This window comes from Streptomyces sp. NBC_00258, from assembly GCF_036182465.1.
Lineage (GTDB): Bacteria > Actinomycetota > Actinomycetes > Streptomycetales > Streptomycetaceae > Streptomyces.
In genome coordinates, this window is record NZ_CP108081.1 from 10,335,537 (window position 1) to 10,360,827 (window position 25,291).

The window sequence follows — 25,291 nt, forward strand, 5'->3', positions numbered from 1 at the left end:
CGCCGTCGACCCCGGCCTGCTGGAACGGTCGGTCGCCAGCCTGGTCGAGAACGCGGTGAAGTACAGCCCCGCCGAGGAGCGGTTCCGGCGCGGCACCCTCACCACCGAGGACACCCCGGCGGCGGCCTCACCATGGTCCTCACCCTCCCGGCCGCGCCCGTCGCCCACCCGAGCCGCCCCGGCCTCCCGGCGACCGCCACCTCCTGGTGCTCCGGCCAGGGGGTCGGAATGTCTATGAGGTGGCGGTGCCCAGGCCGGGACGGGAGCCTGCCGTTGCTGTGGCCTGAAGGCTGCGAGGGCTGACGCCGGACAGGTCGTGGGCGGTCATGCTGTTGCGATCGGCGACCGCGCGGCCCAGGGCGTGGTGCGGCCACAGACCCCCGGCCACGCGGCGGCTGCGCTCGCCCCATTCACGGGCCGCGGCGCCGCTGGTCTTGTAGTGGTTGAGGGCGTAGCCGCCGGAGTGGATCCGGAGCAGGCAGAAGCCGCCTGGATAGTCCTTGGCGGCGCTGACCTCCTGCAGTGTGACGTGCGGCGCCTGCGGCAGGAGGGTGCGCTTGTTACGGTGGGTGTGGCCCGCGTGGTGGAGGAAGACACCGGGTGCGGAGGCGTAGGCGTCGAGGATGGAGCGGGCCTGGCGGCGGCCGAGGCGCTGCCCACCGCTCACGGGGAAGAGGGAGTCCCGTACGGTCAGCGGATGGTGGCCGAACACGACGGTGGGCTGGTCGCCGCGCTCCTTCAACCGGGCCCGGAACCAGGACAGTTGCTCGTCACCGAGCCCGCCGGCGTCGGCGCCGTTGCCGTCCTTCTCGTACGTGTCGAGCCCGATGATCCGCAGTCCGCCGAGGTCGCGGGCGAAGTACGCGGGCCCCGCTCCGCCGAGGAATCCCTCGCGGAAGGCGTCGCCGGCGTCGCGGTGACGGGGCCGGTCGTGGTTTCCGCGTACGACGAAGTAGTCCTGTCCGTGGCTGCCGAAGCCGTCGAGGATCCGTTTGGCCTCCGCCAGGTCCCGAGGCGCGCCGCCGGCCGAGATGTCCCCCGCGGCCAGCAGCAGATCCGCTCCGCGCCGCCGGGCCTCCTCGACCAGGGCCCGGCTCATGATCTCCGGATACGGCGCGAGTCCCGGCTCCTGCGCCACGCCGCGCAGCAGGGGCAGGCCGGCCATCAGACCGGCGGTCGTCTCCCCGATGTGGAAGTCGTTGCAGAGCGCTATCGACAGCAGATGCCGCCCCGGCGGGGGCTGCGGTGTGGTGAAGGAGTACGGACCCCTGCTCGAACCGAGCCCGTAGCGGTTGGTGCCGACGGCGTTGCCGCGGATGAGGTGCAGCGGCGTGGGTGTGGCGGCCTTGCCCCGCGAGCGTGCCTGGTAGTAGTACGTCTGCCCGGGCTCCAGGTCCGTGAGCTCGACATGGTGGTGCGCCGTGGGCCGGCCCTCCGACGCGGTGCGGTCCAGCCGGGAGGGGTGAGTGCCGTAGACGACCTCACCCTCCGTGACGGCGGGCAGCATGTGGCCCAGCCCGTCGTTGGTGCCGGGCACCCCGGTGTACCAGGTGATGATGGCGCGGTCCTCGGTCAGGGTGACCAGTTCCAGATGAACGGCGGCCAAGGCGTCGGGGTGATGGGCGTGGCTCTTTCGTCCGGGCCCGTGGAGGGCCCCGGCGGCGGCACGCAGCAGCGTGGGGGCGAGGAGGGCGCCGGATCGCAGGACTTCACAGGGAGAGGGCAGGGCCGACATGGCCGCGAGGGGAGCGGAGAAGCAGCAGCGCATGACTGAGTATGTGCCCGCGCGCAGTGAACGCCAGTGGGGATACCGAATGCGGCGCCCGGTATGGAATGGGACACCGTTGACCGATCATGGACATACTTGATCTTTCCTCGAGACTGCGCATTCGGGTCCGCAGGCCCAACAGGGTTGTACCGCAAGGGGTTTGGCGGGAGCCTGATGGTGCGTCAGTGGCGACGGGTCGAAGCGGTGCACCGGCCGGCGAAGCGCTCATATCCCCCGGACGTGTTCTTCGCCACCTCCGGCGTGACTAGGCTTTCCATGTTCAGATCTTCCGCCATTGTCACGCTCCGCTTTCCCTTCACGCCTCAGGGTCAACGGGCCGCCAGGGGCTGCTGATCGTTCGTACCCCTGCACGGCGGGGCACATCAACCGCGTACCGTGGAGTCATCAAGACCGGAGGTCACGCACATGTCCGCGCTACCGCACGAGCCGAGCCCACAGGCCGATTCGGACCCGTACCAGCTTGAATCGGACCCGTACGAGCTTGAATACGTCGAGGGCCCCCAGACGCTCGCCGAGTTGCGCGCCGCGCTCGAGGTGATCAACCCCGACGTGCTGACCGCTTTCAACGCCCGGCTCGATTCCGCGAGGTTCGGTGCGGAGCAGGCCGAGGTCATCGCCAAGGCCCGTCGCGCCGTGGCGTTCTCGAAGCGTGCCGAGGTGGAGGCGGCTGCGGCTGCCGCCGCGGAAGAGGCCGCCGCGGAGCCGCCGGTCGAGGATCTGTGGTCCCACCTGGACGTGCGCGACAGCGCTTCGTGACCCACTTTCCGTCACGGCTTGCGGCACGGATCGATCCCGTGATGGGAGTTCACGCTGCAAGTCCGCGGCCCTTGCTCGTTGCAGGGGGCTCTGGCCAAGGGTTCACCTCGGAATTCCCAAGAACAACTCAACACTTGATCATGGTTCATCAACGCTCGTCCATGATTCGGCAACCCGAACGGAGGGGTGTCGGGTCGGACGTACGTTCCCGTTCGTGATCTCTGACCCAGCACCCCACAGAGCTGTCCGCCCGTCGCGGACGGCATCCGTCGCCCCGTTCTCCGGCGCGACACTCCCTGCCCGGCGCTCCCTCCTCCGCGCCGCGCTCACCGGGACCGCGGTCCTCGGCGCCGGTCTGGCCGTCGGCGCCGCACCTGCGGCCGCCGCGCCCCCCACCGCCGCCGCGCGCAAGCGGCCCACCACCGCCGAGGAGGCCCTGCGTGAGCTGGCGTCGGGCAACCGCCGCTGGAGCACCTTCCGCGAGCGGCATCCCGACGAGTCTCCCGCCGTCCGGCAGTCGTTGACGACCGCTCAGCACCCTTTCGCGCTCGTGCTCGGCTGCATCGACTCCCGGGTGCCTCCGGAACTGGTCTTCGACCAGGGTCTCGGTGATCTGATGACCGTACGCAGTGCGGGCCAGGTCCTCGACGAGGCCGTGCTCGGCAGCCTCGCGTACGGGGTGCTCGAACTGGGGATCCCGCTGCTCATGGTGCTCGGCCACCAGTCGTGCGGGGCAGTGAAGGCCACGGTCCAGGCGGACGAGTCGGGCGAGGAACTGCCCGCCCACATCCAGTACCTGGCCGACCGGATCAGCCCGGCCATCGATCGCAGCAAGGAGGGCGACGCCCGCATAGACGCGACGATCGACGCCAACATACGGCTCATCCGGTCACAGCTCGCGGCGGAGCCCGACCTCGCCGCCAAGGTGGACTCGGGCGCGCTGGCCATCGTCGGCGCCCGCTACGAACTGACCACCCAGCGGGTACGCCGCATCGGCTGAACCTCGTACACACGGGAGGAGCCGCGGCGGACAGCCGCCGCGGCTCCTCCCGTGTGAAGGTCAGCGGGCGGTGCCGAGCCAGGGCAACGGATCCATGTACTGCCCGTCGAGGAGGACCTCGAAGTGCAGATGGGGTCCCGTGGACAGGCCGGTGGAGCCGACGAGCCCGACCGGGGAGCCGGCGGTCACGGTCTGGCCCGCGGTGACCTGGAGGGCCGACAGGTGACTGTAGGTCGTCTGCAGCCGCTTGCCGTCGATCGCGCCGTGGTCGATCACCACACGGATGCCGTACGCCGTGGTGGTACCCGCGAACTCGATCCGGCCGTCACGTGCGGCGGACACCTGTGCACCCTGAGGTGCGCCGAAGTCCACTCCCGTGTGGAGCTTGGTGACCCCGGTCAACGGATGTGTACGTGACCCGAAGGACGAGGTGACCGTCAGTGTGCTGACGGGAGGTGTCAGCACCGCGGTGGCGTTCTGGCCGCCGTTCTGGTCGGGGGTTCGACGGACGAGCGCGTCGTACCGCGGAAGCCGATCCTTGACCTGGTCGAGGAACGTACGTGCGTCGGCGGGCACGCGGCCCGCCCGCTTCACCGTGTCCGTCCCGACCGTGTACGCGGCGAGAGTGAGGTCCACGAGGCTGCCGCTGACGGTTCCCTCGGTCCTCAGATCGGTCACCTTCTCGGCGAGAGCGCAGTCCTGCCGGCCGAGGGCCATGATGGCGTCCTCCCGATCGTGCGGTGAGGAACGGCCGTTGGCGTTGTCGTCCCGGCCCCAGGTCCGCCATTGGGCGTCCGTGAAACCTGCGATCCCCTGCTGCGACAGGCTGGCGCTGTCGTTGCTCCACCCGGAGAGCTGATCGATCTGAGCGGCGAGGAGGGAGGGGGTGACGACCGTGCAGGCGTCGGCCGCCTTGCGCAGCCAAGGAACGTAGGAGGCGTCGACGTTGCCGACGGACGTCTGTGCCGGATCCGGTCCCTGGGACTGGTCGGGGGAGAGTCCGCCGTTCAGGGCCAGGTATCCCGACACCCCGATCAGCGCCAACAGACTGGGCGCCACGATCAGGGCGAAGGGGCCGGGACCGCGGCGACGCGGTCGTTGTTCCTCGTCCGCGGTCGGCGTCGCCGACGGATGTTCATGCCGCGGCGGTTCATCGGTGACGTCCTCGGGGGTGACGTCCTCGGGCGCCGCGGCATCCGCCGAACCGTCCGGCCCGGCATGATTTGCCGACTCCGTATGTGTGCCGTGCCGACTCAACGCCCCTTCGGCACCGGCTCGTTCGTCCGTGCCCGCCGCCTCGTGGACGGATGCCGCGCCTTCCCTCTCCACGGTCACGTGCCGGGCCGGCTGCACGGGGGTGGTGCGGCTGGGAGTGGTGTCGGCGGGATGTTCAGGCTCACGCTCGAACGCTAGTTGCCCCCTGTCCGGACGTCACCGGTCATCGAGGCACAGCGGCCTGCCCGAAGGGGCAGCTTCGATGGTCGGCGGCATACGCGGCAGACCATGCGGCAGGGGAGGGGGCGGCGGTGGCCCGGCCGGGTGGTGGGGGTTCTCCGGTCGGGGCCGGGTGGCGCGTTCCGTGGACCGGATGCTCACGACTTCGACGGTGTCGACTCGTCGGACCGCTCGTTGTTGCCGCTGTGCTGCTGACGTTCGGCGCGCTGCTGGATGAGTTCCTCGACGGCGCTGGGCAGGGTCGTCTCGAAGTCGATCAGCTTCGCCCACGTCGGTGTCATCACGATGCGGACCATGCCGTCGTAGAGCGAGCGGACCTCGGCCTCCCACTCGATGCGTTGCTCGGCCGTCATGGTGTAGGAGCCGTTCATCTCGAGGTACTCCTCGGGAATGCCGTCGACCTCGTCGAGTTCAACGGTGCCGCGGACGAGCAGGATCTTGGGCGGGTGCACCTCGGTGTCGATTGTGATGGCGACGGCCGGGTTGTGACGGAGCGACGCCAGCTTCGGGGCGTTCTTCGACGTGCACATCACCGCCTCCTTGCCGTTCCAGGCGAAGGCGATCGGGATGTTCCGCGGTGTCCCGTCCTTGGCCACGTAGGCCAGACGGCACAGGTCACGGGCCAGCAGCTCCTGGCTCAGCGGGCGACTGAGGATCTCGGTGATCCGGTCGTTCGTCATGGCGGGCCTCCCGGGGACCGTGCGGCCACGGTGGCCGCCTCTGCCCCTGGGACGGAACCGTCACCCCGTTCTCGACATCCACACCGAACCCTTTTCGCGTGACCCGACGGACACTCTGAGCCACCAGGTTCGTCGCCATCCAGGGCCGAGCGGGGACACCACTCCCTGACCGCCGCCCCCGGCACACCCGATCACCCAGTGGCCCAGCGCCACCGACCTCGCCCCGGCGACGGGCAGGAGTCCGTCGAGACCAGGGTCAAGCCCGCGACGACCATCACCGCGACCGTGACGGCCACTCCCGAGCCCGCGCCGACGGTCACCGAGACCGTCAAAGCCAAGACGCAGCCCCGCCCCACGGTCACCGTCACCAAGACGGCAGCGGCCGCGGCCGCAGACAGTGACAGCGGTAGTGGTGGCGGTGGCCAGGACAGCGTCGGTACATGCTCGATCGTCTCCAACTCGGGGAACTGCTACTCGGCGGGACAGTTCTGCCGGAACAGCGACCACGGGGCGACGACCACCACCGCCGCCGGTACGAAGATCAAGTGCGCGTACAAGGCGAACGCGTGGCGCTGGACCTCCATCTGACGGGGCAGGGCCCCACCCCCCCACAAACTCACGCTTGCCGCCCGGCTCCCGGGTCTGGGACGATCGCTCACCCCGCGCCCGCAACAGGTCGCGGCAGCCAAGGAGGTCCGGTGCACAGACGCTGGCTGTTCATCGCGGCGGCCGGGGCGCTCATCGTCGCCTCCTTGATCGTGGGACTCCTCGTCGACCACAAGGGCGACACAGGGGACGCAGAGGCCAAGCCCGCCGCCGGCACCCAGGCGGACGTCCCGCCCGCGACGGTGTCTCCGACCGCGTCCGCAAGCGCGACCGAAGCATCGGCAACGCCGTCGGCCAAGCGCACGCCGCGGAAGGAGTCCGCCCGCGCGACCGCCCCGTCGGCGAAGCCCTCGGCCGCGGACACCCCGCGCACCGGGTCCGCCGCCGCGCCGTTGGCGGGACGCATACGGCCCGGTGCCACGTACCGAGGCGTCGCCACGTTCTACGACTCGGACGGTACGGGCGCCTGCATGTACGACGCGAGCGGCGACGTCATGACCGGGGCGATGAACAGCACCGACTACGAAACCGCCAAGGCATGCGGGGCGTACGTACTCGTCCGCGCGGCCAACGGCGCCTCTGTCACGGTGCGCATCACCAACGAGTGCCCGGGGGACTGCGCACCCGGTCAGATCGACCTCAGTGCCGAGGCCTTCGCCAGACTCGCACAGCCCTCGGCCGGCAAGATTCCGATCACCTGGACGCTGTCGAGCCCAAGTGCCGCCGACACGGTCTCGATCCGGTACAAGACCGGGTCCACCCGTTACTGGTGCGGCATCCAGGTCATCGGTCACCGCAATCCGCTGGCCCGGCTCGAAGTACGTGCCGGCAGTGGCTGGCGTCAGCTGTCGCGCACCGAATACAACTACTTCATCTCCGACGACGGCAGCGGGTGCGGCGGGGCGATCAGGGTCACGGACATCTTCGGAGAGCAACTCACCCTCAACGGGGTCGCGTTGACGGCGAACGCCGTTCAGCCGACCCGGGTGCAGTTCGCCAGGCGCTGACCCGGGACGCAGTCGAAGCGACGCCCGGGGCCATGGTCCGCCGCTCAGGAGTGGGTCGGGCCGGCCCTTCGGCCACCCCGTTCACGCGGACGATGCGCGAGCGCCGACCATCCAACTGGCCGCGGTGAAGCGGACTTCCGTGCCTTGCACAAAGGGATCGAAGGCGGCGCGGACCGTTTCGACGACCTGCGCGCGGGTTTTTTCGTCAGTCTTGCCCAGGGTCAGGCCGAGTGGACCGAACCGGGTGAAGTAGCGGATCAACTCGCTTTCGGGGAGCGTGCAGGTCACGTCCTTCGGCTGGATGTCGATCCCGGTCCACCCGGCCTCCGCCAGGATGCGCCGGACCCTGTCCGCGTCCGCGAAGGCGAACTGTCCCGGCTCGTCCGGCCGACGGGCGGGAAGGTCCGGAACGAGCGGTGCCGCGGCGCGTTCGGCCGTCGTCATGAACGGATTCTCCGCCGGGCCGCGCCACGCGATGAACCGGAGCACGGCCCCGTCCTTGGCGGCACGCCGCAGGTTCGCGAAGGCTCGGACGGAGTCGTTGAAGAACATGACCCCGAAGCGCGACATGACAGCGTCGAAGGTTGCGGGTTCGAACGCGTACTCCTGCGCGTCGGCCTCGATGAAGGACGCCGGTGCATCCGCCTGCTCGGCGCGCGCCCGGGCCGCGGTGAGCATCGGCTCGGAAATGTCGACGCCGACGATGTGCCCTGCCGCACCGAGCCGCCGCGCCACGGCCAGCGTGGTGGTGCCGGTGCCGCAGCCGACGTCGAGCACACGGCCTCCGGCGCCGAGCACATGGCCGTCGTGATCGGCGGACATTGCTTCGACGAGGAGGTCTTCGAAGGGCTTGAGCACCCCGTCCACCAGTGTCTGGGCCTCGACCCAGGCATTGGCGGCGGGCCCGTTCCAGCGTGCCGCCTGATCGTCATGGGTCCTGCGTGCAGCATCCATCTTCGTCTCCTCCGCTTGCCTTCGACGGGCCTGGGTGAAAGCGTGCTACTTCAAGTCGACTTGAGGTCAAGAGAATGACAGACCTGGACATCTCCGAGGTGGCGCACCGCGCCGGGGTTCCCGCCTCGACGCTGCGGTTCTACGAGGAGAAGGGGCTGATCGCCCCGATCGGCAGGCGGGGCCTGCGCCGTCAGTACGATCCCGGCGTACTGGAGCGCCTGGCGCTCATCGCGCTGGGGCGGACCGCCGGGTTCTCGCTCGACGAGATCGCGCGCATGGTCGCGCCCGACGGGCAGCCGCGCATCGACCGGCAGATGCTCACGACCAAGGCGGAGGAGCTGGACAGGACGATCCGCGAACTCGGCGTACTGCGCGATTCCCTGCGACACGCCGCTGCCTGTCCCGCGCCGAGCCATATGGAATGCCCCACCTTCCGCCGCATTCTCAGGGCCGCCGTGTCCGGCGTTGTGGGGGTCCCGAGGAAGCGGTCCTCGGGGCCACCGTGACCCCGGTACCCGGTGGAGACAGCGCGAACACGCCGGGGCGCTGCTTGTAGGGTCGTCGCATGTCGGACGCTTCGCCCCGCCCCGAACCGTTCACACCGCACACCGATCCCGCGGTGCTCGAGGATCTCCGTGCGCGACTGCGCGCGACGCGCTGGCCGGATGCGCCCGAGGACGCCGGGTGGTCGCTCGGCACCGACATCGCCTACCTCCGCGAGCTCGTCGCCTACTGGGCGGACGGGTTCGACTGGCCGGCGCAGGAGGCGGCGCTCGCCCGGCTGCCCCGCTTCCGCGTCCCGGTCGGCGGCCTGGGCATCCACTTCGTACACGCCCGGGCCGTCGCGCCGGCCGGGCCGGTCCTGCCGCTCGTCCTCAGCCACGGCTGGCCGGACTCCTTCTGGCGCTACACGAAGGTCATCCCGCTCCTCACCGATCCCGGCGCGCACGGCGCCGACCCCGCCGACGCGTTCGACGTGGTCGTTCCCGACGTGCCGGGCTATGGGTACTCCGACCGCCCCACGGGCCGGCCGCTCAACTCCATCGCCGTCGCCGGACTGTGGGCAGAGCTCATGGGCGTCCTCGGCTACGAGCGGTTCGGCGCGGCGGGCGGGGACATCGGCAGCCACGTGAGCCGTTACCTCGCGCTCGACCACCCCGACCGGGTCGTGGCCGTCCACCGCACGGACGGAGGCCTGCCCGTCCTCACCGGCGACCCGGAGGACCTTACGCCCGAGGAACGCGCATGGATCGAGGGCGTCGCGGCCTGGAGCGCGACCGAGGGCGGCTACGCAGCCATGCACCGCACCAAGCCCCAGACCGCCGCAGTCGGGCTCACCGACTCGCCGGCCGGACTGGCCGCGTGGATCGTCGAGAAGCTCCGGGCGTGGAGCGACTGCGACGGCGACATCGAGCGGAGCTTCACCAAGGACGAGATCCTCACGAACGTCACGCTCTACTGGCTGACGGGGACGATCGGTTCGTCGATGCGCATGTACAACGCGAACGGCGCGATCCCGCCCGCGCAGCTCGCCCGCCGGGTCGAGGTGCCGTCCGGGTTCTCACTCTTCCGCGGCGACGTCGTCCGCCCACCGCGGGCCTGGCTCGAACGCACCACGAACGCCGTACGCGTGACCGAACCCCCGCGCGGCGGGCACTTCGCACCGTTCGAGGAGCCCGAGCTGTACGCGGAAGAGCTGCGCGAGTTCTTCCGCCCCTTCCGGGCGGCGACAGCGGCGGCAACGGGCTGAGGGCGAGGCCGGCCAGAGAGCGGACCGGCACACCTGCCCGCCCCTGTGCTCGGACAGGCCGTGGCCTCCCAAGACGCTACGGCCCACCAGCCCCGCCCAACGGCCTACCGAGCCCCCACCAGCACCTCGGCGGCGGCCACCCCGGAGGCGGCGGTGGCGCCGTGGGTGAAGATCTGTACCGCCCCCGGAACAGCGGCACTCGGCAGACCCATCTCGACGACGATCGCGTCGGGACGCTCCGCGATGAGGTCCGCGAGGGCGCGGGCCATCCAGTCGTGCCGGGAGGCGTCCCTGACCACGACGACCAAGGGGCGCCCGGCGGCCGGTTCCAGCGCGCAGGTCCTGAGGGCGGTCAGGGCGGCGGTCCGTGAGTCCAGCTCCTGGTGCCGCACCCGGACGGTGGTCGTGCCGGGCAGCCGCTCGCTCAGCGGGGCTGCGACACCCCACGGGGTCTCCTTGCCGATGGCCAGGTTGGTGGTGGCCACGAACTCCACCACGTGCGGCGCGGCGGACAGGGGCAGGGTGTCCCGGGCCGCTCCGGCCAGCCGGATGGCGCGGCGGGCGGCCGTGAAGCCGATGTCGCTGCTGATCGCGTCGACGGTGTCGGCCTGGACCAGGCCGGCCGACCAGTCGGCGAAATTCCGGACACGCCCGGCTGCTTCCTCCAGCCGCTCCCGGGTGAGGTCACCGCGGGCCACGGCGTCGGCGAGAGCGTCGGCGAGAAGGCCGACGGTGGCCTCCTCGGCGTTCTCGCCGCCGACACAGACCGCGTCGGCACCGGCGGCGACGGCTTTCACCGTGGCGCCGTCGATCCCGTAGAGGTCGGTGACGGCACCCATCTCGATGGCGTCGGTGACCGTCATCCCCTCGAATCCGAGCTCACCGCGGAGCAGGTCGCCCAGGATGCGCGGGCTGAGCGTGGCGGGCAGGTCGGGATCGTACGCCGGTACCAGGAGGTGGCCGCTCATCACAGCGCGAACACCCGCGTCCAGGGCGGCCCGGAACGGGGGCAGGGCCTGGGCGGCGATCTCCTCGCGGTCGGCACCGTACGTGGGCAGACCGTGGTGGGAGTCGACGGCGACATCACCGTGGCCGGGGAAGTGCTTGGCACAGGCGGCGACCCCGGCCGACTGGAGTCCCCGGATCCACGCGGCGGTGTGCCGGGACACCACCTTCGGGTCGACGCCGAAGGACCTGACCCCGATGATCGGGTTGTCGGGGTTGGAGTTCACGTCCGCGCTGGGCGCGTAGTCGAGACTCACGCCGACGGCACGCAGTTGACGGCCGAGACCTGCGGCGACGGATTCGGTGAGTTCGGTGTCGTCGACGGTTCCGAGGGCGAAGTTGCCCGGCCGGGTGGAGCCGGTCGCGGACTCGATGCGGGTGACGTCGCCGGCCTCCTCGTCGATGGCGATGATCAACTCGGGGTTCTCTGCACGCAGCTGCCCGGTCAGCCGGGCGACCTGGTCCAGCGAGACGATGTTGCGGGAGAAGAGCACGACGGATGCGAGTCCGTCGCCGATCTCGCGCAGAACCCAGTCCGGTGCCTCGGTGCCCACGAACCCCGGCTGCAGGACGGAGAGCGCCAGCTGCCGCAACCCCTTGCTGTGCTTGCTGGAGACCATCGAGTGCGTTCGCCTTTCGGGTAGAGCCCGCGCGTCGGTGCCGCCGATGACAGCGCATCGACACCATGACACAGCTTGGTACAGACCAATGAGTCTCCGCTCAGGCTAACCGCTTGTGTCAAGAGGCGTGTTGGGTTGCTGCGCGTGTATTGCCCTGGGGCTGTTGTGCCAGGTGGCCCGCATCCCAGGTGCTCTCAACCGGGCCTTTGCGCAGGCGATTTGGGTGCGACACGCAGTCAACGACCATGTTTGACACGACGGTTGGTCTAGTCCAGGTTAGTGGCACGCGAGTTCGAGGGGGCTGGCGCGGCGCCCGATGCAGTGACCCTGCAGGCCGGCCGTCTCTCCTCATGCCGTGCGACGTGCGCTGCTTCCGGCGTCGTCGTACAGCGCCGGTGCGCGTCCGGAATCGAGCTGCGCAGACCGCCGCCCGTCCGGATCCACGCGATTCACGTGCCGCGAGCCACCGGTGACCGCGTTGCCGTCCTCGTCGACGTCTCCGTCGACGGGGAACCCCGAGGTCCGGAGCACTGCATGCCCATGCCTGACGACTATCTCCATCGAGCCGCTTCTCGCGTCCCCTACTTCAGTGCGGACGGCGAGACCTATCTGGCGCAGACACCTCTGCGCGACCTGAAGAAGACCGTCCCGCTCAGGGTGCTGTCCGAAGAGGACCTGGCCTTATGGCAGACCTACGGCTACGTCGTGGTGAAGCAGGCCATCCCCGCCTCGGCGGCCCGGAACCTGCTGGACTTCACCTGGGACTTCCAGGGACTCGACCCCGAGCGCCCGGACACCTGGTACGAGGATCGCGAGTACCGCTCGGACCTGGACCGTGACCTTCACATCTACGGCTTCGTCGAGGCCTATCAGCACCAACTCCTCTGGGACAGCCGCCAGGCGCAGCGGGTCTACGACGCGTTCGTCGACGTGTGGGACTGCGAAGAGCTGTGGGTCACCCTCGACCGGCTCAACCTGAACCCGCCCAACATCAAGAACCGCGACCGTGCCCTGATCCCGAGCACGGACGAGGGCTTCGACATAGAACTGCACTGGGACGTCGACACCACGCTCGGCATACCGCCGCAGCGGGTCCAGGGGATCATCGCGCTCAACGACACCAGTCCGGAACTCGGCGGATTCCAGTGCTGCCCCGAGCTGTTCCGGCAGCTCGACCGGTGGAAGGCACTCCAGCCGGACGACCGCGACCCGATCCGGCCCAGGATCGACCGGGCCGAACTCCCCGTCGTACGGCCGGAACTGGAGGCCGGCGACCTGCTGATCTTCAACGGCCTCCTGGCACACGGAGTGGCCCCCAACACCTCCACCCGCAACGGCGTGCGGGCGGTGCAGTACCTGTCGATGATGCCGGCGCTGGAGACCCACCGGACCCTCAGGGACTCACGGGTCGAATCGTGGCGCACCCTCAGCACGCCGGACTGGAACGGGACCCTGCTCGGCGACGCCACGCGACACGAGTCCCTGCGGTACGGCAGGGCCGAACTCAGCGACCTGGGCGCCAAGTTGCTGGGCCTCGCGTCCTGGAACGGTGCGGAACTGGACGAGCCGGTCGGAGAAGCGGCATGCGCAGAATATGTCTGACCCTTCCCACCAACAGGCCGTGTTCCGCGACGATCGAGGCCATCGGTGAGGAAGCGGCCTACGCGGCCGAGCACTTCGACACCGAGGTGCACCTGCTGATCCTGGACTCCTGCGACACACCCGCCTACGCGGAACACGCCGAGACCGTGCGCCGCCTCCCGGTCGGCCCGCGGATCGTCGTACACCACCTCGACGAGGCGCGGCAGCGGGACTTCCTCCGGCGGGCGATCGGCCGGGCCGCAGCCACGAAGCCCGACCTCCTGCTGGAACTGATGCTCCCCGCGGGCCTCTCCTACGGAGCCTGCACCAACCGGGCGTTCCTCATCGGCGCCGCGCTCGGCTGCGAGTCCGTGCACCGCAGGGACTCCGACAGCCGATACCAGGTCGTGAACGGCGAGACCGTCTTCCCCATCCATCACGAACTCACCTCGCTCGGCCGACGCGCGTCCGACGCCGCGCACCACGTCACCGAGAACGCGCTGGCCGCACAACACGCGGACAAGCGCGTCGCGATGGTGGGCAGCTCCTTCGTGGGCGAACTGTCCGTGGACATCGGCGAGATCCTCCGGATCGACCGCGACGTCTACTACGACATGGTCAGCCTGTGGGCACCCGTCCACTGGTCGGGCGAGCGGAAGAGGGAACTCGTCGACGAGTCCTTCCGCGGGGCGGGCACGGACACGTTCGTCCGGGACCACTCGACGCTCGACCTGGTCGACCCCATGCGCCTGGACATGTGCAACATCAGCTTCCACGGGGTGCACGAACACGTGCCGCTGCCACCCGCCACCGACACCATCGGCAGCGACTACTTCCTGATCCATCTGGTCCACGACGCCGCGCTGCCCGGTGTGCTGCACAACCGGAACATCGTCAACTTCTACACCGGCGAACGCAGAACGGACGCGGGCTTCACGGCCTACCAGATGCGCTACGTCAAGTTCCTCCTGTCGATGCTCTACTTCAACGTCGTCTACGACGGGATGGCCGAGGCAGGCCCGGAGTTGACCGACGAGCGGGGACACGTGCGCGCGTCCGTCATCGCCCGGCTGGTGAGCGAGAGCACGCGGCTCGACCGCACCGAGAACGTCCAGCGGTTGGACGCCCTCGACACCGCGTACCGGAAACTGGGCGGTGCGTACGCCGAGTTCGCCGACCTCCTGGCCACGCGCCGCGAACGGCTCCTCGACGAGGCCCGCAGCGACATGGAGGACTTCGCCCTCCTGACCGAGGCATGGGGTCCGCTGGTGCGCGCGGCGCGGCACACCCCCGTACACACCTCACCGGGGCGGCCGGGGTGAGGGCGGCTTCGACGCATGAGTCAGCAACGCATGAGCCGGCCAGGCGTGAGTCGGCCAGGCGTGAGTCCGCGGCCCTGCTCGCCGCACTGGAGGCCGCCGACGAGGACCGGATCGTCTTCGATCTGACGGGCATCGAGGACCGTTACGAGACGCTGCGGCGCGAACTGCCCGGAGTCCTCGTGCGGTTCGCGATGAAGGCCTGTCCGGTGGACGAGGTGCTCGCGTGCCTGGCGGCGAAGGGCGCCGGCGTGGACGGGGCGAGCCCGCGTGAACTGGAACAGGCGCTGCGGGCGGGGGTGCCGCTCGACCGCATGCACTACGGCAACACCGTCAAGTCCGACCGGGACATCGCCGACGCCCATCGCCTCGGTGTCAGGGACTTCGCGACCGACAGTCTGGAGGACGTGGCGGCCATCGCGGCCCATGCTCCCGGAGCCCGGGTGTTCTGCAGACTGACGACCAGCGGTGAAGGGGCGCTGTGGGGCCTCAGCAACAAGTTCGGCTGCTCACCCGCCGACGCCGTACAGGTGCTTGAGGCGGCACGGGAACAGGGACTGACACCGTCGGGCCTGTCCGTGCACGTCGGGTCCCAGCAGATGACGGCGGACGCCTGGCACAGTGCCGTCGAATCCCTGGGAGACGTCCTGACCGCCCTGGGGCGGCGCGGGATGACCCTGGACCATGTCAACCTCGGCGGCGGTCTTCCGGCACTCGGATACCTCGACAGGTTCGGCATGCCCCTGGATCCGCCGATGGACAAGATCTTCGCCGTGATCCGCGAGGGAATGCGGTACCTGAGAGGCGTTCACGGCGACCACCTCCGGTTCGTCATGGAGCCGGGACGCCATCTGGTCGCCGACCAGGGAGCCATCCGGGCCCATGTGGCCCGGCTCGCCGAGCGGCGGGGACCGAACGGCGAGCGCCAGCACTGGCTCTATCTGAGCTGCGGCAAGTTCAACGGGCTCTACGAGATGGACGCGCTGCAGTACCGTCTCGTCTTTCCCACGCACCCGGATGCCGAGTGCGTGCCCGCCGTCGTGGCGGGACCCACCTGCGACAGCGACGACGCCTACCTCCATGAACACGGCGGTCTCGTCGACGTACCCAAGGACCTGGCGTCCGGGGATCCGGTCTGGGTGATGTCCAGCGGTGCCTACGCGATCAGTTACATGACCCAGGGCTTCAACGGCTTCGATCCGCTCCCGTACACCTGGACGAGGGCGGGCCGCCCGTGAGTGACGTCGTACACATACGCCACATCACCGAGGCCGACTGGGACGGCATCGTGGAGATCGAGTCCCGTGCCTACACAGGACTCGGCCTGTCGGAGGGCCGCGCGGCGCTGCGGTCGCGGGCGGAGATCTCGCCGAGTACGTGCTTCGTCCTGGATATCGGATCCGGCCCGGCCGGCTACCTCCTGGCGCTGCCCTATCCGGCCCTCAGTTACCCAGACCTGGAACGGACGGAGGAGGCGGTGGTCCCGCCGCCCCCCGCGCCCGCCTCCCGCAATCTTCACTTGCACGACATCGTTGTCGAGGAGGGTCTTCGGGGCAGGGGACTGGGCCAGCGCCTCCTTCACCACTTCACCCTGACGGCCCGGTCGCGCGGGTACGAACGGATCTCGCTCATCGCCGTGGGCCGCAGCGACACGTTCTGGTCGGCGCGCGGCTACACCGCACACCCGGGAGTCTCGCCCGGCGGCTACGGCGCGAACGCCGTCTACATGTCCAAGGCGGTGCCGGCCGACCCGGGTGCACAGCCTGAGCCGACCGGCGTGGTGCCGCGCGGCCCCTCCGTCCCCACGAAGCGAGCTGATGCGCGTGTCCCGTGTCCATGACCCATTCCTTCGAAGCCAGTTGGCGATCGCCGCACTGTTCTGTTCCCTCGGCTTCCAGTACGCCACCTGGGCCGCGCGGATCCCGGCCATCAAGGCGGACCTCGGCCTGACCGCGGCCGAGGTCGGTGTGCTGCTGATGGCGGCGGGGATCGGCGCGGTGGCGTCGTTCCCCGTGGTCCCGGTGCTCATGAAGCGGCTGGGTTCGGCGCGGCTCGCGCTCCTGTCGGCCCTCTGCCTGACCCTGCTGCTCCTGGCGCTGGCCGCGGCGCCCAACTACCCGGTCGCCCTGCTGGTCATGTGCGCCGACGGCATCTTCGTGGGATGCCTGAACGTCGCCATGAACGCGCAGGGCGCGGCCCTCGAGACACGGTACGAACGCAACACCATGGCCAGACTGCACGCGACATTCAGCGGTGGCTCGTTGCTCGCCGCGCTCCTGGCCTCCGGCATGAACGCGGCGACCTCGTCGGTCGGGGCCCATTTCGGCGTGGCGGCCGTGATCCTCGTCCTGCTGGCCGCCGCCGCGCGCCCCGGTCTTCTCGGCGAGGACGCCCCTGTCGAGGCGAAGGAGCAGAAGACCCGCGGCAGATGGAACCTTCCGTCCCGTATGACGCTGTGGATGTGCTGCGCCATGGCGTTCGGCACCGTGACCGAGGGCGCCATGACCGACTGGTCCGCCCTCTACATGAAGGACGTGGCCAAGGCGTCGGCGGAACTGGCGCCCATGGGCATCGCCGTGGTCTCGGGAATGATGGTGGTGGCCCGCCTCTTCGCCGACGGCTGGCGCAGTCGCTGGGGCGACGGACGGGTCGTTCTCCTCGGCAGCGCGCTGGCCGCCGCCGGGCTGGCCTTCGCCCTGGTGAGCGGGGGAGTGGTCCCGGCCCTCATCGGGTTCGCCTGCGTCGGACTGGGATGCGCGGCCGTAACCCCGTGCGTGTACGTGGCCGCGGCCAAGCAGGGCTCGGACGCGCTGGCCCTCGTTGCCGCCACGGGCACGACGGGCCTGCTTGCGGGCCCGCCGTTCATCGGTTTCGTGGCGAACGCCAGCAGCCTGGTGTGGGGGCTGGGGGTGGTCGCGGCCGCGGCGGTCGTGGTGTCCCTGTGCAGCACCCGGATCCGCTGGACACCGGTCAGCGGCTGACCCGTTGCGCCGGTCGTCGATCCCGTCATGGGCAGGTCCCGTCGGCAGTGCTGCCACGTGACCTGCCTCGGCACGTGCCGGGGGCGAGTCTTTCTCCGTTCCCGGGGAACCCGATGGAGACGAATGGAGCACAACGACATGAACTGACACCAACAAGGAGTCCCGCCCGCCGTGACCGTCTCAGAAGAGAAACGTCGCAAGACCGCGAACAGCGACCCGGTGCTGGAGCAGCCCGAGGGCGCGAGTGGACTCACCGGTCTGGAACGAGCGCTGGAGCGCTTCGGAGCGTTGCTGCTAGCGCAGTTCCGCCACAAGGAACCGGTCGAACTGGTCGCCGCCCTGCGCAGGGAGTGCGACGACCACGCCGTCGTGTGCAGCGAGAGCCTGGTCGTCGTCCCCAACGCCTACGGTGTCGAACTGCCCGAGTCCGTCCATCAGGAACTGGAGCGGAACGGCGGTCGCGTCGACCAGGTGCTCACCGACAGCCTGCTCCGGCATGGCGAGAGCCAGGGCTATGCGTGGGCCGGACCCCTCGCGGTGCATGTCACCAAGTGCCCCTCCGTGCCGAACGGCCGGTACCGGGTGACGAGCCGCGTGATGCGCCACGTACGGGCCGAATCGTTCCACCACTGACCCCGACCCGAAACGTCCGGCCCGAAACGTCGGGCCTGGGGTGTCCGCCCGTCAGTTCGTGAGCGTGACGCAGGGCAGGCCCACGCTCGCGCCGCCCCGGAAACCCTCCGCGCAGAGGCGGGTGCCCGCGGGGAAGTGGCGCTGGGGGTACGCCTGGTCGCGGTAGGTCCTGAACGCGGAGACGTCCTCCACCTTGGTGTTGGCGCCCCAGCCGTTGGTGGTCCAGACGCGGGCGCTGATGCGGTGCGGCTGGTTGGTGTTGGTGACCGAGACCTCGACCCTGCCCAGGTAGGTGCCCGTGTCGTACGTCTGGATGCAGACGGAGTTGTTGCACCACTTGCCGTCCGCCGCCGCGGGCGGCCCGGCGACGATGACACAGCCGAGTGCCGCGGCAAGGGTTCCGATTCCCGCAGTGATCTTCTTGGTGATGCTGCGCATGTGAAGCGACCTCAAGCAGTCTTCCGGGCCCGACCGGGCGTCGTGTCTTGCCGTCCATCGCTCCGGGCCGGTGGGGTCCGGCGTCGTCGGAGACGTGATGTCCGGTTTGATGTCCGGGCGGACCAACGAGGGGCAAGATCATGAGTTACGTGCCCTTACCCCTGGCCCCTTTCTCGCTCGGCCTGTGAGGTCAGTGCCCCGGCAGCCATTCGCCGAGCGCGTCGATGAGGCGGTCGAGTGCCGGCTGGTCGGCGGAGCGGTCCGTCATGACCGTGCGGCCGTCGAACTGCAGGGCGTACTGGAACAAGTCGGCCGCCCCCGTGTTGATCGTGAACTCGGGGACATCGTCGAGCGCCGGATCGCCGAGCAGCGTGCGCAGCTCCGTGAACTGGACCGCGCTCGTACGGCGCACCACGGGGTCGCCCTTGTCCTCGGCGAGGACGCTGCCGTCGCCCCGGAGAACCACCTTCTGGTTGACCCCTGCGAAGCCGCCGGTGACCGTCATGGTCACCAGCTTCTGCTTGGGCCCGGTGACGGGCACGGGCGTCGGGCTCCTCGAAGCCGGAGCCGAAGCCGAAGCCGAGGCCGAAGCGGAGTCGGAAGGGGAGGGCGTGCGTGAAACCGGCGGCGAGGCGGATGAAGGAGGCGCACTACTGGCCGCCGTACCTGCCGTTCCCGCCGGATCCGGCGACTCCGCCGAACCGTCGCCCGACTCGGACGTGCAGCCGGTCACCCCCAGTACCGCGACCGCGACCACCGACGCCGCCATCCTCACCATCGCGGCCGTACGCCCTCCGAACACTGTGCCCCCGCCCGTCACTGTCGACCGACCCAACCGGACTGTGAGTACCACGGAACCGCAATCGCCATGTCCGGTGCCATGCTGTCAGTTCCGCGCTGCCTCATGGAGGTCTTCATGCCCGAACCGTCCGTCCTCGCCTCGCTGGTGTCCGCACTGCGGAGTGGGGCGATCGAAGTCGTCGACCTCACAGCGCCGTTGTCGTCGTCGACACCGGTACTCCAGCTGCCGCCCGAGTTCGGCCAGACGGCGGTGTTCGAGCTGGACGAGATCAGCAGGTACGACGACCGCGGGCCGGCCTGGTACTGGAACAACTTCCGCAGCGGCGAGCACACCGGCACCCACTTCGACGCCCCGAACCACTGGGTGACCGGCAAGGACCTGGCCGACGTGGCGTCCGTACCGGTGGACCGGCTGGTCGCACCCGCCGCCGTGCTGGACTTCACCGCTCAGGCGCGGGAGAACCCGGACTTCCTCGTGGAGGTCGACCATGTGAAGGCGTGGGAGGCGGAGCACGGGCCGTTGCCCGACGGCGGCTGGCTGTTGTTGCGCACCGGCTGGGACGCGCGCTCGCATGCGCAGGAGCCGTTCCTGAACGCGGACGAGAACGGCCCGCACACTCCTGGCCTGTCGTCGGAATGCGCCCGTTGGGTGGCTCAGGAGTCGCCCGTCATCGGACTCGGGGTCGAGACGGTGGGCACCGACGCCGGCGGGGCGCACTCGTTCGACCCGGCCTTCCCGTGTCACTCGTACCTCATGGGCAGCGACAAGTACGGGCTGACCCAGTTGCAGAACCTGGCTGTGCTGCCGGCGACCGGCTGCGTCGTCGTCGCGGGGCCGCTGCCGATCGTCACGGGGTCCGGGTCTCCCGCGCGGGTGCTCGCCCTGGTGGAACGTTCGTGAAGGTCGCCGAGGCCGTCGGGCGGGCCCTGTACGCGGCCGGGGTCGGTCAGGTCTTCGGCGTGGTCGGTTCGGGCAACTTCCATCTCACCAATGCCATGGTCGCGGCGGGTTCGCGGTTCGTGGCTGCGCGCCATGAGGGCGGCGCGGCGACCATGGCAGACGCGTACGCCCGGATGAGCGGAACCGTGGCCGCGCTGAGCGTTCATCAGGGCCCCGGCCTGACGAACGCCATGACCGGCATCGCCGAGGCGGCCAAGAGCCGTACGCCGCTGCTCGTGCTGGCGGCCGAGGTGACCGAGCCGCGGTCCAACTTCTACGTCGACCAGGAGGCGTTGGCGCGATCGGTCGGCGCGGTCTCGGCGCGCGTGACCTCGGCGGAGGACGCCGTCACGCAGGCCCTCGATGCCGTTCGGCGAGCCGTGCGCGAGCGGCGGACCGTGCTGCTCAACCTCCCGCTGGGAGTACAGGCCCTCGACGTACCCGATGTACCAGACGACGAGTCGACCCTCGCCGTCGTGCCGCCCGAACGGGCCCCGGTGGAGCCGGAGTTCGCCGACGTGGAGGCGCTCGTGCGGGTGCTGGAGAGGTCCCGGCGGCCGGTCTTCGTGGCCGGCCGGGGAGCGCGTTCGCCCGGTGCCCGGGACGCCCTGGCGGCGCTCGCCGAACAGCATGGCGCGCTGCTCGCGACCTCGGCCGTCGCCCGCGGCCTGTTCCACGGCGATCCATGGTCGCTCGACGTGTCCGGAGGCTTCGCGTCGCCCCTGGCGGCCGAACTGATCCAGGAAGCCGACCTGATCGTCGGCTGGGGCTGCGCGCTGAACATGTGGACCATGCGGCACGGCCGGCTGATCGGCCCGGACACCACCTTCGCACAGGTCGACGACGACGCGTCCGCCCTTGGCGCGCACCGGGAACTGCACCTCGGAATCACCGGCGACGTGGAACTCGCGGCCCGACGCGCGCTGGAGACGGGCGCCGCGAACCGGCAGACCCAGCAAGAGGAACAGGCCCAGCAAGGGCAACAGGCCCGACAGGGCTTTCGGACCGCCGACATCGGCGCGGCCATCGCCGCACGCGTGCGCTGGCGGGACGTGCCGTTCGAGGACACGAGCAGCCGCGAGCGGATCGACCCGCGCACACTGAGTGTCGCGCTCGACGACATCCTGCCCGCGGAGCGGGTGATCGGCGTGGACTCCGGCAACTTCATGGGCTACCCGAGCATGTACCTGTCGGTGCCGGACGAGAACGGCCTGTGCTTCACCCAGGCGTTCCAGTCGATCGGCCTCGGCCTCGCGACCGCGATCGGCGCGGCACTGGCACGGCCGGACCGGCTTCCCGTGGCCGCGCTCGGGGACGGCGGAGCGATGATGGGCGCCGCGGAACTCGACACCGTACGCAGGCTCGGACTGCCCATGGTGGTCGTCGTCTACAACGACGATGCCTACGGGGCCGAGGTCCACCACTTCGGACCGGACGGACATCCGCTGGACACCGTCGAGTTCCCGCCGACGGACATCGCCGCCGTGGCGCGGGGCTACGGCTTCGAAGCGGTGACCGTACGCACGCGGGCGGATCTGAAGGCCGTCGAGGACTGGCTGGCCGGGCCACGCTCCGCGCCCCTGCTCATCGACGCCAAGGTGGTCGCGGACCGAGGTGCCTGGTGGCTGGAGGAGGCGTTCCGCGGACATTGAGCGACGCGACGGCCCGCGGAAGGTCGCGGCCACCGCATGTGGGATATCGGCGTGACCGGGCAGCGGTGTTGTTCCTGGTCTGCGGGCCGCCCGGCCACGCCGACCCGGCTACGGCAGTCCCCAGGGCTCTCCCGGTTCGCTCGGTGAGACAGGAGCGATGACGAGATCGGGTCGCCTACCCGCGTACAGCAACACCTCGCGTCCCTTGGGCAGTTCGACGGCGAGGACGCCGTCGTCCGTCGTGTGGGTGCGGGCCGGCCTGCCGTCGTCCAGGACGGCGGTCACCCGCCCGCCCGTCAGACCGTGCCGGAGCCGCAGCGGCTCACCCGCCAGGCTCCGCACGCGTACGAAGCGTGTGACGCCGCCGCTGCGGACCGCGCTGACCAGGAAGGCTCCCTGGGTGCGGAAGTCGTGCAGGGTGACATCGGCCCAGGAGTCCGGCACGGCGGGAAAGACCCGTACGACGCCGTCCCAGCTCTGGCAGAGCATGTCGTGCAGGGACTGGGACGCCGAGAGCGGTGTCTCGATGACCGGCCCGGCCTCCGTGTAGTGGGTGTTGGCCCGGCACGGGTAGCGCGTGCTGGTGTCGAAGAACTTCTTCAGGTACGAGAGCGCGGTGTCACCGCGGCCCATCATCGCGTACAGCGACGCGGCGCCCGTATAGCTGTAGCCGCGGTGGGAGCCGGTCAGCGCGTGCCAGTGGACGACCGACTTCTCGATCAGCTCGCGCTGCTCCGGCTGTTCCCAGTTCACGAGATACAGCGGATAGACCATCAGCAGATGCGAGTAGTGGCGGTGGGACTGCGCGTACGGCGTGTCCGCGCCGATCATGAAGCCGTTGTCGTCCACGGGATACGGCGTCAGCCTGGCCAGCACCTCCTGCCAGCGCGGCACGAGCGGGTCGTCGACGCCCAGGCGCTCGGACGCCTCAAGCAGCGTTCCGCAGCCCCAACGGATCAGCGCCAGATCGTAGTTGGTGTCCTTAGGGGGGACCACCGGATACTCCGGGGACAGCGTGGAGGGCAGATGCAGCTTGCCGTCGTCGCCCGGCTGGAGGAAGTGCAGGTAGTAGTTGATCGCGCGGCGCAGCAACGGGTACACCGTGTCGCGCAGCAGGTCCTCGTCCATGCTGTGGCGGTAGCTCAGCCATACGTTGTGCAGGGCCCAGGTCAGATTGCCCGCCTCGCCCCCGCTGCCCGGAACGGGGACGCCGCGGTTCGCGAACATGTCGGAACTGCGGCCGACTCCGGCGCTGTCCGCCCGGTACGCGGCCGGTACGTTCGCGATCAGCTGCTCCTGGTTCTGCCTCAGGGTGCTGGTGAGCGAGTCGAGTTCCAGGTGGTTGGAGCCGTGGATGAGCCAGTACTCCAGCTGGATGTTGAGGTTCCACCACACGGCGGGCCAGGGGGTGGGTTCGAGCCAGGGCCCACAGGTGGCCATCGGGGGGCCGCCCTCGCGGCTGGCCGACGCGATCTTGTAGAGCTGGATCCAGTGGAAGCTCTGCAGCCGTTCGTCGGGGATCGAGACGAAGCTCCTGCGGTAGAACGCGTGCCACCAGCGGGTGTGCTCTCTGCGGAGCGCTGCGTAGGGAGCGGCACGCTGGATCTTCTTGAGCGAGGCCTCCCCGGCCCGGGTGTCCGAGGGGTGGCTGTGGGCGACGTTGAGCAGCAGGGTGTCGCCGGAGCGGCGGTGGGCCGTCGCGGTCTGGCCGCCGCCGACGAGCGGCTGGAGCACCTGCTCGACGTCACCGGTGGTGCGCGTGGTCCAGGGCGGGTTGGCGACGTAACCCGTCGGCGGTGCCTCGCTGATCTTCCGGGGGCTGACGGCCTCCTCGGGGTGGAACGTCCAGCGGACCTCCTCGTCGCCGTCGGCCGTGACGCGTGCGGCGAGGATTCCGTCGTGGATGAGGGCGGAGAGCGTCAGGGTGCCCTTGTCGGTGGTGATGGTGCCGGTGAGTTCGGCGTTCCACAGGCTCAGGCGCCAGTCGACCGTGCCGATGGTGCCGACCGGGTCGAGGGTCAGATGTCCCACGGGGAGCCGGCAGGTGCCCCAGCCGCTGCCGAACTCGGGCCGGTGGTCCTGCACTTCGCCGTGCTGGACGGTGAAGCGGACGCTGTTCGCGCCCGGCTCCTTGTAGACCATGCTGCCCAGCCGCCCGTCACCGAGGAACGGCCCCTCGTGCCACAGCGTGGGCATCCTGCGCCACACCAGGTCCTGACGGCGCAGGAAGTCGGTCCACGCGCCGTCCGAGCCCATGCGGTTGCGGAGCTTCCAACGGCCGCCGGCGGAACCGGCCGTGAGGTCCTCGCCGACGGCGTCCGGGACTTGGGCCGGTGCCGCCTCGGCGACTCCTGGCAGCGCGGCGGCCGCCGTGCCGCCCAGCACCGAACCGAGCACAACTCTTCTAGAGGTCATTTGCGGGTGCCTCCAAGATGCGACACGGTTCACCGCGTCCAGTACGTGACGTTGCGGAAGCGTGCCTCGGCCCGGCCGCTGCCGTGGTGGTAGACACCGTTCTTGAAGTGGCGGGTGGCGGGTCCCCGGTCCTCGGTCGTCAGGGCCAGCTCGTCGTCGAAGTAGACCTTGACGCCGCCACTGGAGGCGTTGTGTTCGAGCTTGACGTTGAACCACGTGTTGTAGGCGTTCGTCCTGAGGACCGTTCTGTCGTACGCCCTCACCGTCCCGCCGCTCGCGCTGTAGGCGTTGAGCATGAAGTCCGTCGCGGGTGTGCCCGACGGGTGGATCACACGGAGGATCTGTACGAAGGTCGCGCCGTTCGTGCCGGACGGGAGGTACACGTCGGCGTCCCACATGTGCTGTCCGGACGTGTACTCCTGCCTCCAGCGCATCTCGGTGCGCGGGTCGGTGGAACTGCCCTGCGACATGGGCTCGTCGGTGTCGTACACCCACATGCGGTGGACGCCGCCGCTGTTGCTGTACCGGTCGCCCAGGTCCAGGTTCCACGGCTTCTGCATGCCGTAGGTGAACGGGGTCCTGGTCCAGCCGTCCGTGGGCGACGCGGCGGAGGCGGCAGCGGAGGACGTCGACGGGGTCATCGCCCAGGCGGCACCTCCGGCGAGTAAGCCTCCGGCGGCGAGAACGGTACGTCTCGATGGGTTTGAGGAGGGCATGCCAATCCAATCCTCGGAACGGTTCGAGTGATTCGAGCGATTCATCGGATCTATTGCCTGACGAAGAGTAGAACTGGCCGCATAAGGCGTCAATGATGGTGGTGAGCCGAAGATAGATCCGATGTGAAGGGTTCAGTGGTCGGTTTTGGGACCAGGGCGGGGGGCGGCCCGACGCGTGGATCAACGGCGGGGG

General features: G+C 69.9%; 23 protein-coding genes. 14 read left to right on the forward strand and 9 right to left on the reverse strand.

From position 1 onward, the window contains the following. Positions 1-232: 232 nt before the first annotated feature. Positions 233-1,768, reverse strand: a complete 1,536-nt coding sequence (locus OG718_RS45860; protein ID WP_143633336.1) for a purple acid phosphatase family protein — start codon at positions 1,766-1,768, stop codon at positions 233-235. A gap of 426 nt (positions 1,769-2,194) precedes the next feature. On the opposite strand from OG718_RS45860, the gene OG718_RS45865 reads away from it, so the two are divergent. Both OG718_RS45865 and OG718_RS45870 read left to right on the forward strand, forming a co-directional pair. Then, the gene (locus tag OG718_RS45865) at positions 2,195-2,545 is read left to right on the forward strand and encodes a hypothetical protein (RefSeq protein WP_143633338.1); all 351 of its coding nucleotides are present in this window, start codon (positions 2,195-2,197) and stop codon (positions 2,543-2,545) included. Between the two features lie 214 nt (positions 2,546-2,759). Continuing rightward, complete coding sequence (locus tag OG718_RS45870) at positions 2,760-3,545, forward strand: carbonic anhydrase (protein WP_328846938.1); 786 nt, start codon at positions 2,760-2,762, stop codon at positions 3,543-3,545. A 60-nt stretch (positions 3,546-3,605) separates the two neighbouring features. Here OG718_RS45870 and OG718_RS45875 read toward each other — a convergent pair whose 3' ends face one another. Continuing rightward, positions 3,606-4,880, reverse strand: coding sequence for a M23 family metallopeptidase (locus OG718_RS45875; RefSeq protein ID WP_328846939.1), 1,275 nt, complete (start codon positions 4,878-4,880; stop codon positions 3,606-3,608). A 257-nt stretch (positions 4,881-5,137) separates the two neighbouring features. Beyond that, on the reverse strand, positions 5,138-5,680 hold the full coding sequence (locus OG718_RS45880; RefSeq protein ID WP_328846940.1) for a pyridoxamine 5'-phosphate oxidase family protein: 543 nt from the start codon (positions 5,678-5,680) through the stop codon (positions 5,138-5,140). A 198-nt stretch (positions 5,681-5,878) separates the two neighbouring features. Here OG718_RS45880 and OG718_RS45885 point away from each other — a divergent pair, with 198 nt between their 5' ends. Then, positions 5,879-6,268, forward strand: coding sequence for a hypothetical protein (locus OG718_RS45885; RefSeq protein ID WP_260694891.1), 390 nt, complete (start codon positions 5,879-5,881; stop codon positions 6,266-6,268). A gap of 110 nt (positions 6,269-6,378) precedes the next feature. Beyond that, positions 6,379-7,293, forward strand: coding sequence for an expansin EXLX1 family cellulose-binding protein (locus tag OG718_RS45890; RefSeq protein WP_328846941.1), 915 nt, complete (start codon positions 6,379-6,381; stop codon positions 7,291-7,293). 81 nt (positions 7,294-7,374) lie between these two features. Here OG718_RS45890 and OG718_RS45895 read toward each other — a convergent pair whose 3' ends face one another. Continuing rightward, positions 7,375-8,247, reverse strand: a complete 873-nt coding sequence (locus OG718_RS45895) for a class I SAM-dependent methyltransferase (RefSeq protein WP_143633345.1) — start codon at positions 8,245-8,247, stop codon at positions 7,375-7,377. 74 nt (positions 8,248-8,321) lie between these two features. Here OG718_RS45895 and OG718_RS45900 point away from each other — a divergent pair, with 74 nt between their 5' ends. Further along, positions 8,322-8,753: a helix-turn-helix domain-containing protein gene (locus OG718_RS45900; RefSeq protein WP_328846942.1), complete on the forward strand. Its 432-nt coding sequence runs from the start codon at positions 8,322-8,324 to the stop codon at positions 8,751-8,753. A 59-nt stretch (positions 8,754-8,812) separates the two neighbouring features. Further along, complete coding sequence (locus OG718_RS45905) at positions 8,813-9,997, forward strand: epoxide hydrolase family protein (protein ID WP_328846943.1); 1,185 nt, start codon at positions 8,813-8,815, stop codon at positions 9,995-9,997. A 104-nt stretch (positions 9,998-10,101) separates the two neighbouring features. Here OG718_RS45905 and OG718_RS45910 read toward each other — a convergent pair whose 3' ends face one another. Continuing rightward, positions 10,102-11,622, reverse strand: a complete 1,521-nt coding sequence (locus OG718_RS45910) for a glycoside hydrolase family 3 protein (protein WP_328846944.1) — start codon at positions 11,620-11,622, stop codon at positions 10,102-10,104. 534 nt (positions 11,623-12,156) lie between these two features. Between OG718_RS45910 and OG718_RS45915 the strand changes: the two genes are divergently transcribed. From OG718_RS45915 to OG718_RS45940, 6 genes are all read left to right on the forward strand, one after another. Next, the gene (locus tag OG718_RS45915) at positions 12,157-13,224 is read left to right on the forward strand and encodes a phytanoyl-CoA dioxygenase family protein (protein ID WP_328846945.1); all 1,068 of its coding nucleotides are present in this window, start codon (positions 12,157-12,159) and stop codon (positions 13,222-13,224) included. Further along, positions 13,206-14,525 carry a DUF6271 family protein gene (locus OG718_RS45920; protein WP_328846946.1) on the forward strand — a complete coding sequence of 440 codons (1,320 nt, stop codon included), beginning with the start codon at positions 13,206-13,208 and terminating at the stop codon, positions 14,523-14,525. Before OG718_RS45915 ends, OG718_RS45920 begins: the two co-directional genes overlap by 19 nt. Further along, positions 14,522-15,760 carry a type III PLP-dependent enzyme gene (locus tag OG718_RS45925; RefSeq protein WP_443055269.1) on the forward strand — a complete coding sequence of 413 codons (1,239 nt, stop codon included), beginning with the start codon at positions 14,522-14,524 and terminating at the stop codon, positions 15,758-15,760. Before OG718_RS45920 ends, OG718_RS45925 begins: the two co-directional genes overlap by 4 nt. Next, positions 15,757-16,362, forward strand: coding sequence for a GNAT family N-acetyltransferase (locus tag OG718_RS45930; RefSeq protein ID WP_328846947.1), 606 nt, complete (start codon positions 15,757-15,759; stop codon positions 16,360-16,362). Before OG718_RS45925 ends, OG718_RS45930 begins: the two co-directional genes overlap by 4 nt. Then, positions 16,340-17,503, forward strand: coding sequence for an MFS transporter (locus tag OG718_RS45935; RefSeq protein ID WP_186001033.1), 1,164 nt, complete (start codon positions 16,340-16,342; stop codon positions 17,501-17,503). Before OG718_RS45930 ends, OG718_RS45935 begins: the two co-directional genes overlap by 23 nt. A gap of 222 nt (positions 17,504-17,725) precedes the next feature. After that, on the forward strand, positions 17,726-18,136 hold the full coding sequence (locus OG718_RS45940) for a DUF3662 domain-containing protein (protein WP_373466411.1): 411 nt from the start codon (positions 17,726-17,728) through the stop codon (positions 18,134-18,136). A 51-nt stretch (positions 18,137-18,187) separates the two neighbouring features. On the opposite strand, the gene OG718_RS45945 is transcribed toward OG718_RS45940, so the two are convergent. Further along, positions 18,188-18,574, reverse strand: coding sequence for a hypothetical protein (locus OG718_RS45945; RefSeq protein WP_143633360.1), 387 nt, complete (start codon positions 18,572-18,574; stop codon positions 18,188-18,190). A gap of 190 nt (positions 18,575-18,764) precedes the next feature. Then, positions 18,765-19,115: a hypothetical protein gene (locus tag OG718_RS45950; RefSeq protein ID WP_328846948.1), complete on the reverse strand. Its 351-nt coding sequence runs from the start codon at positions 19,113-19,115 to the stop codon at positions 18,765-18,767. Between the two features lie 375 nt (positions 19,116-19,490). Here OG718_RS45950 and OG718_RS45955 point away from each other — a divergent pair, with 375 nt between their 5' ends. Both OG718_RS45955 and OG718_RS45960 read left to right on the forward strand, forming a co-directional pair. Further along, positions 19,491-20,276, forward strand: coding sequence for a cyclase family protein (locus OG718_RS45955; protein ID WP_143633364.1), 786 nt, complete (start codon positions 19,491-19,493; stop codon positions 20,274-20,276). Then, entirely contained in the window at positions 20,273-21,967 is a 1,695-nt protein-coding gene (locus OG718_RS45960) for a thiamine pyrophosphate-binding protein (RefSeq protein ID WP_328846949.1), read from the forward strand. Before OG718_RS45955 ends, OG718_RS45960 begins: the two co-directional genes overlap by 4 nt. A gap of 108 nt (positions 21,968-22,075) precedes the next feature. On the opposite strand, the gene OG718_RS45965 is transcribed toward OG718_RS45960, so the two are convergent. Together OG718_RS45965 and OG718_RS45970 are read right to left on the reverse strand one after the other, a co-directional pair. Beyond that, the gene (locus tag OG718_RS45965; RefSeq protein ID WP_328846950.1) at positions 22,076-24,382 is read right to left on the reverse strand and encodes a glycosyl hydrolase family 95 catalytic domain-containing protein; all 2,307 of its coding nucleotides are present in this window, start codon (positions 24,380-24,382) and stop codon (positions 22,076-22,078) included. 29 nt (positions 24,383-24,411) lie between these two features. Further along, positions 24,412-25,023 carry a polysaccharide lyase family 7 protein gene (locus OG718_RS45970; protein ID WP_328846951.1) on the reverse strand — a complete coding sequence of 204 codons (612 nt, stop codon included), beginning with the start codon at positions 25,021-25,023 and terminating at the stop codon, positions 24,412-24,414. Positions 25,024-25,291 lie beyond the last annotated feature (268 nt).